Origin of the sequence: Cupriavidus basilensis OR16 (genome assembly GCF_000243095.1) — a bacterium.
Classification (GTDB): domain Bacteria; phylum Pseudomonadota; class Gammaproteobacteria; order Burkholderiales; family Burkholderiaceae; genus Cupriavidus; species Cupriavidus basilensis_D.
The window spans coordinates 23,213-33,618 of sequence record NZ_AHJE01000140.1 but is presented as its reverse complement, the minus strand read 5'-3'; the positions used below and the strand labels follow the sequence as shown (position 1 = coordinate 33,618).

Genomic DNA, 10,406 nt, shown 5'->3' with positions numbered 1-10,406 from the left:
TCGCGACGACGGCGACGCAAAGCCGTTGAGCAGGATATCCACGACCGTATCCGCCAGTTTCGGATAGTCCTCTGGCTCGTAGCGCTCCACCCATGTCATCGCGCCGCTGGTCAGCGACAGCAACAGGTGCGCCGCCGCGCTCAGGGCGCTGCGTTGCGCGGGGTCCTTGGGCGTGTCGCTGCGCAACAGCTTGCGGATGCGCCGGAACATGTCCGTGTAGGCCGCGAAGGCGACATCCGCGTGGGTGTCTGGCAGCGAGCGGATCTCGCGAAAGCTCATCAACTCGGGACGCTCGCCCGTGGCCGTCCTGGCCAGCCGCTCAAAAAAGAGCGCGATGAAGCGGCGCACCCTGGCCTGCGGCCGCGGCTCGCCGGCCGTGGCGTCGGCGATGCCCGCTATTTCGTCGATGGTGCGCATCAGGCACGCCACCACCAGGTCTTCCTTCTTGCGGTAGTAGTAGGTGATGCTGTTGGTGCTCAGGCCGACTTCCTGCGCCACGTCCGAAAGCGTGGCGCCGCGCAAGCCCTTGCGGTTGAACAGCCGCGCAGCGGCGTCGAGGATCGCCTCGCGCTTCTCCACATACCGGCGTGTCGGGCGGGCTTGCGCTGTTTCCTTGGGCATGAGGCGAGATATCTGCGATGGTTGGCCGGGAGCGCGGATTATAGTGGTGGCCGCGCGGGTTGGGGCTGTGCCGAGTCTACCATCGCGCCGGCTTGGCCTTCGCGTGCTTACCCGTTGCCCGGCTCCGCCCCGATGCCGGCCACCTCCGGGCCATCGAGCACGGGTTCGATCTGGTGCCAGTGGGTGGCTTGCTGGAATGCGGCGCAGGCGGCAAGCAGGGCGCCCTCGGCCCAGGGCCTGCCGATCAGCTGCAAGCCAACGGGAAGGCCGTCAGGCGTGAATCCCACCGGCAGCGACACGGCAGGCAGGCCGAGATAGCTGATGCAGCGGTTGGCGCGCAGCAGCGAGGTTGTCACGCGCACCGCTTGCGCGGCGTCTTGCGCCACGGATGCGATCCGCGGCGTCGGCACGGCAACGCTGGGCGCCACCAGCACGTCGCATGCCGAGAAGACGTGATCGACAAAACGCCGCAGGGCCAGCGGCCGGTAGGCCAGGGCGCGCGCGTAAGTCCTCGGGAGCGGCCGCCACGCGCCGTCTCCAGGCGTAGCCGCGTGGCATGGGCCAAGCCAGGCGAGTGGCCACGCAGGCGCTTGCCGTGGAGCGCTGTCGCCTCGCTCCATGTCACCACGGTGGCCGCCGCATCGCAGGCCTCGACGCCGGGCACGGCCTGCTCATGCAAGCGGGCGCCCAGCGACTCGAACGCTAGCAGGGCGCGGGCAATCACCGTAGCGCCGTCATCATGCGCGACCTCGAAGAACGGGTGCCGGGCAATGCCGATGCGCAGGCCCGCCAGCGGGCTGTGCAGGCTGCTGCCGCGCTCGAGCGTGCGGCCAGCGCGGCTGTCGGATCCAGCGCGTCGAGCACCGCGGCGCGATGACGCCGAGCGTGTCCTGCGACGGCGACAGCGGGACCGAGCCGCGCGTGGAGATGCGGCCCCAGGTGGGTTTCAGCCCGACCACGCCGCACATCGATGCCGGGATGCGGATCGAGCCACCGGTGTCCGCCGCGATGGCGAACGGCACCGCGCGCGCCGCCACAGCCGCCGCCGCGCCGCCCGACGAACCGCCGGTGATGCAGCGCGGATCCCACGGGTTGCGGCAGTGGCCGTAGTGATCGTTCAGGCCGGTGGCGCCGTAGCTGAGCTCATCGAGCGCGGTGGCGCCCAGGCCGATCGCGCCGGACAGGTGCAGCGCTTCGAGCACGGCCGCTGGCCTTCGCGCCGCCGCCGGATCGTCGATCAGGTCGTCGAACAACGAGCCCGCGCGCGGCGGCCGAGCGGGGGCGGCCAGCACATCCTTATGGGCGAACGGGATGCCCCAGAGCGGCGCCTGGGCAGCGCCGGGAGGGCTGCGGCTCTCCAGCCGGATGGCGCGGGCGAGCGCGCCTGCGTCGTCCAGCGCGGCAAAGCAATGCGTGGCGGTGTGCGCGGCCGCGGCCCGCCGCAGGCAGGCTTGCACCAGCGCGGAGGGCGACAGGCGCCGTTGGGCCAGCGCTAGTCGCAACTCGGCCACGCTCAGGAGGCTGGGGTCGCTCATCGTCCTCCTAACGCGCGGCGGCGCATTGCCGCAGCCAGTGCGCGTACGGCAGCGTTGGCGCCACAGGCGCGGCGTCGCCCGCCGGCAAGGCATGCACGGCTTGCAGCACCGGCGTGGCCGCAGCCGCGATCTCGCCGCAGCGGCGGCAATCCAGCAGCAGCCCGAGATCCGCCGCGCGCTGCGCTACCTGCGCCGCCCGTGCCGCGAGCTCAGACATGCCCGTACTTGGCCAGCGCATCGGCCAGGCTGAGCCCTTGCTGCAGTTCCACGCGGATGCTGCGCTCCTGCTCGGTCAGGCGCTCCGCCTGGAGCAGCACAGTGTCGAGCACCTCGTGCGGGATCACCAGCACGCCGTCCTCGTCGCCCAGCACAAAGTCGCCCGGGCGTACCTGCACCCATTGCGAGGTCGCGCCGCGGATGCTCACGGGCACTTGCCATCCGTTGACCTTCCAGCGCGCAATCGACTGCACCGGCGTGCGGTAACGCGCGAACACCGGGAAAGCCTGCGCGGCGATCCAGCGGATATCGCGAATGCCGCCATCGATCAGCGAGCCGACGCAGCCGCGCTCCTTCATGCCGATGGCGATCAGCTCGCCGAAGTAGCAGACGCCTTCGCCGTCGCCGCTCCAGACCGTGACATCGCCGGCGGACACGCCCGCGCAGGCCTTCATCTTGTCCGGGTCGCCACCGAGCGCGTACGGCGACATCTGGCCGCGGATGGTGTAGGCCCAGCCTGCCAGCTTGCCGCCATTGGCGGGGAAAGGCGTAAAGGCGGACGAGAGGCCCTGGTCGAACAGGCCGAGCGTGTCGAGCACGTCGGCAACGTTGGAGGTGTCGACCTTCAGGAATCGCTGGCGGATTGCTTCGCGCTCGGCGGCGCCGCGGGCGGCGTCGTGGGCTACGTGGGTGGTTTCCATGCTGTGCTTCCTCGGGAGATAAGTGCTCAGATACTGGGGATCATGCCGCCGTCGACGCGCACGACGGAGCCGGTGACAAAGGAGGCGCGCTCGCTGGCCAGGAAGGCCACCACGTCACCGTACTCCTCGGGCCGGCCGTAGCGCCCGGCGGGAATCGAACCGGTGCTGGCCGCCACGATGTCATCGTAGGTCTTGCCTTCGCGTACGGCACGGGCTTCGTCCAGCGCGCGGATGCGGTCCGTGGCGATGCGCCCGGGCAGCACCACGTTGACGCAGATGCCGTGGCCGGCCACCTCGTTGGCCAGGGTCTTCGACCATCCCAGCAAGGCCATGCGCAAGGTGTTGGACATGCCAAGGTTGGCAATGGGCGCGATCACGCCGGATGAGGCGCTGGTAACGATGCGGCCCCAGCCCTTGCGCTGCATGGCCGGGAGCAGCAGGTCCGTGAGATGCATCAGCGACAGCACCATCGATTCGAACTGCTTGCGCCACTGCTCCGGCGCCACCTGCGCGGCCGTGGATGGCGGCGGGCCGCCGGAGTTGTTGATCAGGATGTCCGGGTCGCCCAGCGTGCTCCTGACCTGCTCCACCATGGCCGTCACGCTCGCCAGGTCGGCAAGATCGGCGCGCACGCCGTGGGCCTGGCCGCCGGCTGCGCGGATGCGGGCCACCGTATCGTCCAGGGCCTCCTGGTTCTGGTCCGATACGGCAACCGCCGCCCCTTGTCCCGCGAGCGCCAGCGCGATGGCAGATCCCAGCCCGCCGCCCGCAGACATGACCAGCGCGATGCGCCCCTTGATGCCTAGGTCCATGTTGTTGCTCCTGTTTGGTCTTCTCTATTTGCGTTCACGTACCCACGCGCAGCGGGCTGCGCAGCTTGCGCAATACCGCCAGCACGCTTTGCGCCGTGATACGCCCGGTCTTGGGGTTTTCAGTGGGAATGTTCTGGATGCTCATCGAGAACGAGGCGGCGTCGGAATCCACCACGATCTCGTGGGTGTTGCGGGTCAGCGCCGGGTCCGCCCAGATTTCCAGGTGGGTCTTGTCCGGGCCGACACCGGCCAGCGCCAGCGCAACCACCACGTTGAGGTTCGCGGGGAAGCCCTTGGCTGCCTCGCGGGCCGTGCCGCAGAAGATCTGGATCGGCGCCGTCACGTCGTCGATATGGATGTTGTTCTCCACCAGGAACGGCGCCCCGACCAGGCCACGCACGGGCTTGCGTGTGATCATGCGCACGGAATGGATGACGCCCTCCGCTGCCGCCGTCACCGCATCCAGGCCCAGCAGCGCGCCGGTCGGCACGATGATCTGGCCCCCGTGGGCGCGTGCCAGCTCCACCAGGTCCATGCGGTCAAGCAGCGCCCCGCAGCTCAGCACGATCATCGTCTTGCCCGCACGCAGCACCGGCTCCGCGATCTCGCCGACAAGTTCCGCCGGCGCGCACTCGATCACCACGTCCGCCAGGTCGGCCAGCTCGCCGAGCCCGACGATGGCAACCTCGTTGCGCAGGCCTTGCAGCGTTTGTGCCGCCTTCTGCTTGTCGCGCACGGCCACGGCTGCCAGCCGCAGGCCGAACACGCCTGCATCGAGTTGCGCGACGAGCTTCTTGCCGACCGCGCCGAGCCCGGCGATGCCGATCCGCAGTTCCTTGTCGAATGACATTGTGTGATCTCCTGTTTGATGATCTTGTTGCTTGGTTTGCCTCAGGCGTCTTGCGCCGGCAGGCCAATGTAGTGCTGGGCGATGGCGCCCGTGGTGGTCAGCCAGATCCGGTCGCGATGGCGCAGGATGTGCTCCATCGCCCGGCGGAACTGCCGCAGCCGGTAGGGCTGGCCGACCAGGAAGGCGTGGATGGAAATACCGTAGACGAGCGGCTGCTCCACGCTTTGCTCCAGCATCTCGTCGAAGTTATCGATGATGATGTCGGCGAACTCGCTCGCCGTGGCATCGTGCAGGGCGATGGCGGGGATATCGTTGACCTCGTGCGGATAGGGGATGCTGAGCAGGCGCCCGCCGCGCGTGTTGATCCACACCGGCTGGTCATCCATCGGCCAGTCGAGGATGTAGCGGTAGCCAGCTTCCTGCAGCAGGTCGGGCGTGACATTGCTGGGATTGACACCGGGGCTGAGCCAGCCCGCGGGCGGCTTCCCCTCGTGGTGGGCGATGGCTTCGGTCACCTCGCGGATCAGCTCGCGCTCCTCGGCTTCGGAGAAGTTGTTCTGCTGCTCGGAGTTGGTGCGCCCGTGGCCCAGGATCTCGTCGCCGCGCTTGCGCAGCGCGTCGATCACCTGCGGACAGTGCGCATAGCATTCGGAGTTGAGGAGCACTGACAGCGGGATGCCGAGCTTGTCGCACAGCGCGATGATGCGCCACACGCCAACCCGGTTGCCGTATTCGCGCCAGCCCCAGTTGTAGGTGTTGGGGTGCGGGATGCCGGGCGAGTAGGAGATGCCGCCCCCGGTGTTGTAGGCGAAGTGCTCCAGGTTCAGGCACAGATGCACCGCCAGGCGGCTGCCACCGGGCCAGTCGAACTGCGGGCGCTCGACGATGGGTGAATAGGGAAAACGATCGTGAGAAGCGAGCATGGCGTTAACCTGGCTGGATGAGTGAGTGTGAGTAACGCGGAATCGAATGGCGCCGCGGCGTCATGGACGATAGTCCTTCGGCGCGGTGATCAGGGAAAGATCGAGCCTGGCGAGGTTGTCGCGCGTTGCCATGATGGAGGGCGTGCGCACGACCGCTGTCGTGCTCTCCTTGCGGGCGGCGGCCACGGCCTGCCTGAGCGCCTCGCGGCCCTGCGTGACGATCTGCTGCACGGACGAGCAGGCCAGCTCGCCGTTCTGCAACATCTGCTGCGCGGTGGGGCTGAGGTTGGAGGCGCTGATCTTGACGTCCTCGCGATGGGCGGACTTGACCGCCAGCGCCGCGCCCGCCGCCGAGTCGTCCACCGCGGAGTAGATGCCGTTCATCTCGGGAAAGCGCTGCAGCCAGTCGTCCACCAGGTTGATGGCGCCGTTGCGCGTGACCGCGCTGCGCGACTCCGCGACCACCTTGATGCCGGGATACTCCGCCTTGACGGTTTCCAGGAAGCCCTGGCGCCGCAGGTCGGCCCAGGTTTGCCCCTGCTGCTGGGAGATCATGCCCACCGCGCCCTTGCCGTTGAGCGCCTTGCCAAGGCATTGGGCCTGCAGGCGGCCCATGTCGTAGTGGTCCGCGCTGATTCTGGAGGCCAGCTTGTCGCTGTTGGGCACGCTCGACAGGCCGACCACCGGGATGCCCTTGCCAATGGCATGTTCCACCGCGCCGCGGATGGCATCGCCGTTGGTGGCGCCGACCACGATGGCGTCGACCTTGCGCTGCGCGAGGTCCTGCAACTGCGAGATCTGGACGTTGACGTTGGCATCGCCGCCCGCGTTGAGCTTGACCAGCGCCACGCCGAGCTTCTTCGCCTCGTCCTCCACGCCGTAGGTCATCGAGATCCAGAACGACGATGACAAGTCCGGCGTGGCGTAGCCGATCGTCAGCGCTTTCTGCGCCATGGCCGGCCCGCATGCCAGCACGGCGCCTGCCAGGGCGATGGCGGCCCGCAGCCGGGGAATGCTGATTCGCTTCATGATTCAAGCTCCTGTTCGATGTCGTTGCGGTGAAGGTAAGAATTCAGTCCTGGCGCGATCCCACCCTGCGCATCAGGTATTCGAGCAAGCCCGCGGATACGATGACCGCACCGAGTACGATCTCGGAGGCAAAGGGCGAGGTGCCGAGCAGGTTCAGCCCGTTGAGCAAGGCCTGGATGAACAGCGTGCCCGCCATGACCTGCCACACGGCGCCCTTGCCGCCGCTGAGCGCCACGCCGCCGATCACGCAGGCGGCAATGGCCTGCAGCTCCATGCCTGCGCCGTCGACCGCCACCGCGGCACCGCTGCGCGCCAGCAGGAACACCGCTGCCAGCCCGGCCAGCGTGCCGCACAGTCCATAGGCCAGCACGCCAGCGGTGCGCACGGGCACCCCTACCAGCAAAGCCGCATCGGGATGGCTGCCGATCATGTAGAACCAGCGGCCTAACGGCAGGCGCGTGCACAGCAGCCAGGCCAGCGCCACCACCGGCACGGCCAGCCACACCGTCGCCGGCACACCTAGCCATGCGGCGTAGGCCAGCGACTGGATCATCGTGCCCGGCGGCAGCGGCACCGCGTCGGCGCCACCGCTGACAATGGTCGACACCCCGCGTACCATCAGCGTGGCGCCCAGCGTGACGACGATGGGCTCCATGCGGCGGCACGCGATCAGGTAGCCATTGCAGAGCCCCACCACCAGCCCGGCGCCCGTGCCCAGCAGGATGGCCGGCACTTCGCCGAACCACTTCGCCGAACTGCGCGGCCGTCTGCGCGATCACGATGGACGACAGCACCGCCACGGCGCCCACCGAGATATCGAATCCGCGTGTGACTACCACCAGCATCTGCCCGAGTGCGAGCAACAGCAGCACGGCACTTTGCGAAACGATATTGGCCAGGTTGTCCGAGGTGGCGAAGCCGGGCGAGATCGCGCCCATCACCAGCCACAAGCCCGCGCAGGCGAACAGGCCGGTGGATTTGCGCAGTGCGGGCACAGAGCGCGGCGAGAAGGCTGACAGGGCGGCGCCGGTGCGGGCCGGCAGGGACATCAGTCGTTGCGAGTTCATGTTCGTGCGCTCAAGATGCGTTGGCAGGAAGGCTGGGCAGCGAGCTCACGCGCAGCGAGCGGCCACGCAGTTGCTGGAGCAGTACGGCTGCGAGGATCAGCACGCCAAGCAGGACGCTCTGGATATAGCTGGGGAAATTGACCAGCACCAGCGCATTGCCCACCATGGCGAGGATCAGGCAACCAAACAGCGCGTGCAGCGGGCCGCCCTTGCCGCCGCCCAGCGGAATGCCGCCGATGGCGCACGCGGCGATCGCCTCGAAGGGCAGGTTGGGGTAGAGGTTGGGCTGGCCTGAGCCGAGCCGCGAGGTCAGCACCGCGCCGGCTATCGCCACCAGCACGGCGTTGGCCAGGTAGGCTTGCAGCACGCGCGGCTTCACCGCGATTCCCGCCAGGTGGGCGGCGTCGGGGTTGCTGCCAACCAGATACCATTCGCGGCCCGGCGCCGTGTAGCGCGTGAGTGCGCCCACGACCAGCAGCGCGGCGCCTGCCAGCCACAGCGGCAACGGCAGGCCCAGCCACTGTCCCCGGCCGAGCGCGGAGAAGTCCACGCTGGCCGGGGCATCCAGCGGCACGCCGCCCACCAGCACGCCGCACAAGCCGTGCACCGCGATCATGGTTCCAAGCGTGGCGAGAAAGGCGGGGATGCGCAAGACACCAACCAGCGCGCCATTGAGCGCGCCCAGGGCCAGCACCGCCAGCGCGCCGGCGGCAAATGCGCCGCCCACGCCGATAGCCGGCATGCTCAGCACGGCCACCACGCTGAACAGCGCCACCCCGGAGCCCACGGAAAAATCCAGCCCGCGCACCACGATCACCAGGCCCTGGCCGATCGCCACCAGCAGCAGCACCGCCAGCACGCGGGCCAGGTTGAAGATGTTGCCGCTGGTGCCAAAGCGCGGCACCGCGATCACGCAGACCACGAACAGCGCCAGGCAGACCCAGGCCGATGCCGGCCATTTCCTAAGCCATGCCATGATGTGCCTCCTCGCGCGTGGGTTGCATGCTGTCATTGCAATCGCTGGCGCCGGTGGTGCACGCAATCACTTGCTGTAACGCCACGCCGCGCGCAAATACCCTGGCCATGCGGCCGTGGCGCATCACCACGATGCGGTGCGACAAGGCCACCACCTCGTCGATATCGCTGGACGCCACGATCACGCAGACGCCACCGCGCGCCGCGTCCACCAGCGCATCGTGGATGGCCTCGCGGGCGTTCACGTCAACCCCGCGCGTGGGCTCGATCACCACCAGGACCTTCAGCCCGGGCAGCAGCAGGTTGCGGATCACCAGCAGCTTTTGCTGGTTGCCGCCGCTCAGCGCGCTGACATCCAGGGCCGGATCGCCCGGGCGCACCCGCAGCGACGCGAACAGGGCTTCGCTTGCGCCAACCTCCATGGCATCGGAGACGAAATGATGATCCGAGATGGATGCGTAGGTGGAGGCCACCGCGTTGGCGGCGCAGTTCAGCCCCGGAAAGATGCCATCGCTGCTGCGGTCGGCCGGGATCAGCCCCACGCCGCCCTGCTTGAAGCGCCGGCGCGACATCGCCGTCATGTCCAGGCCGTCGACCCGGATGGTACCGGCGCAAGCCCGCCGGCTGCCGCTCAGCACTTCGCCCAGCTCGATCGCACCCGAGCCGATCAGGCCAGCCAGCCCGATGATCTCGCCCCGCCCCACCGACAGCGTGACGTCGCGCAGCAGGTCGCCGCAGGCGATGCCTTCAACCCGCAGCCGCGTGTCGCCCACGGCCGGGAGCGCGCGCGCGGTGCGCTCGGCCACCGGCCCCACCATGGCCTCGACGATCTCGTGCGGCGTCATGGCGGCCACCGGTACCGCATCCACCACCGTAAAGCCATCGCGCAGCACGGTGATGGCATCGCAGACCTGCTTGATCTCGCCCAGCTTGTGGCTGATGAAGACGATGCCCTTGCCTTCGTCCTTGAGGCGGGCGACCGCGGCGAACAGGCGGTCGGCTTCATGTGCGTTAAGCGCGGCGGTTGGCTCGTCGAGGATCAGCACCTCGCACTTGCGCGCCACGCCGCGCGCGATCTCGAGCAACTGCCGCTCCGCCATCGACAGGCCGGACACCAGTTGGCGCGGGTTGAGCTCCAGCCCGATGCGCCGTGCCGTGTCCAGGTAGCGTTGCAGCGGCAGGCGGGCGCCAGCGCGCAGCGTACCGGCCCGGGCCACGTCGAACGCATGCAGGTTTTGCTCAACCGTCAGGTCCGGGAACACGGTGGCATGCTGGTACACGGGAATCACGCCCGCCGCGATGGCATCGCGCACGGAGCCAAAGGCCACCGGCTGGCCGCGCAGCAGGATGGTGCCCGTATCCGGGCGCAGCGCGCCGACGAGCATCTTCACCAGCGTACTCTTGCCTGCACCGTTTTCGCCCATCAAGGCATGCACCTCTCCGGGGCGCACGGTGAGGTCGGCGCCGCGCAATGCGCAGGTCGCTCCAAATCGCTTGGAAAGACCGGATACCGAGAGCAGGGGGCGCTCCTCGCCGGGCGTGGCTGTCATGTGGACTCCTTTTTCTGGCTTTGTCTTTTGTCTAGGTTTTTGTGTTTTGCCGATGCTCTTTTTCTTGCCTGAGGGGAATACTCGGCGTCGCGGATCTTTTCAGCAAACAACTTGATTGCACATACGC

Annotated in this window: 12 protein-coding genes; all 12 read right to left on the bottom strand. The window is 68.4% G+C overall.

All coding sequences use genetic code 11. The features are described from left to right. The coding region (locus tag OR16_RS35480) for a TetR/AcrR family transcriptional regulator (protein WP_006163797.1) at nt 1–621 on the bottom strand (621 nt) is incomplete at its 3' end. A 107-nt stretch (nt 622–728) separates the two neighbouring features. Next, on the bottom strand, nt 729–1,241 hold the full coding sequence (locus OR16_RS42200; RefSeq protein WP_081488976.1) for an amidase family protein: 513 nt from the start codon (nt 1,239–1,241) through the stop codon (nt 729–731). 117 nt (nt 1,242–1,358) lie between these two features. Next, nucleotides 1,359–2,156 carry an amidase family protein gene (locus OR16_RS35470; protein WP_006163794.1) on the bottom strand — a complete coding sequence of 266 codons (798 nt, stop codon included), beginning with the start codon at nt 2,154–2,156 and terminating at the stop codon, nt 1,359–1,361. 7 nt (nt 2,157–2,163) lie between these two features. Beyond that, complete coding sequence (locus OR16_RS35465; protein WP_006163793.1) at nt 2,164–2,373, bottom strand: hypothetical protein; 210 nt, start codon at nt 2,371–2,373, stop codon at nt 2,164–2,166. Next, nucleotides 2,366–3,073 (bottom strand): RraA family protein, encoded by a 708-nt coding sequence (locus tag OR16_RS35460; protein WP_006163791.1) that lies wholly within the window; start codon nt 3,071–3,073, stop codon nt 2,366–2,368. Before OR16_RS35460 ends, OR16_RS35465 begins: the two co-directional genes overlap by 8 nt. A 26-nt stretch (nt 3,074–3,099) precedes the next feature. Continuing rightward, nucleotides 3,100–3,885 (bottom strand): SDR family oxidoreductase, encoded by a 786-nt coding sequence (locus tag OR16_RS35455; protein WP_006163790.1) that lies wholly within the window; start codon nt 3,883–3,885, stop codon nt 3,100–3,102. Nucleotides 3,886–3,919: 34 nt separating this feature from the next. Further along, a complete protein-coding gene (locus OR16_RS35450; RefSeq protein WP_006163789.1) occupies nt 3,920–4,735 on the bottom strand; it encodes an aspartate dehydrogenase in 816 nt (271 codons plus the stop codon). Between the two features lie 41 nt (nt 4,736–4,776). Further along, a complete protein-coding gene (locus tag OR16_RS35445; protein ID WP_006163788.1) occupies nt 4,777–5,658 on the bottom strand; it encodes a polysaccharide deacetylase family protein in 882 nt (293 codons plus the stop codon). Between the two features lie 60 nt (nt 5,659–5,718). Then, nucleotides 5,719–6,687, bottom strand: a complete 969-nt coding sequence (locus tag OR16_RS35440; protein WP_006163786.1) for a TMAO reductase system protein TorT — start codon at nt 6,685–6,687, stop codon at nt 5,719–5,721. A 43-nt stretch (nt 6,688–6,730) separates the two neighbouring features. Next, a complete protein-coding gene (locus tag OR16_RS35435; RefSeq protein WP_050983206.1) occupies nt 6,731–7,420 on the bottom strand; it encodes an ABC transporter permease in 690 nt (229 codons plus the stop codon). Between the two features lie 344 nt (nt 7,421–7,764). Then, nucleotides 7,765–8,730, bottom strand: a complete 966-nt coding sequence (locus tag OR16_RS35430) for an ABC transporter permease (protein WP_006163783.1) — start codon at nt 8,728–8,730, stop codon at nt 7,765–7,767. After that, a complete protein-coding gene (locus OR16_RS35425; RefSeq protein WP_006163782.1) occupies nt 8,717–10,279 on the bottom strand; it encodes a sugar ABC transporter ATP-binding protein in 1,563 nt (520 codons plus the stop codon). The genes OR16_RS35430 and OR16_RS35425 overlap by 14 nt, the downstream gene beginning before the upstream one ends. Between the last annotated feature and the right edge of the window lie 127 nt (nt 10,280–10,406).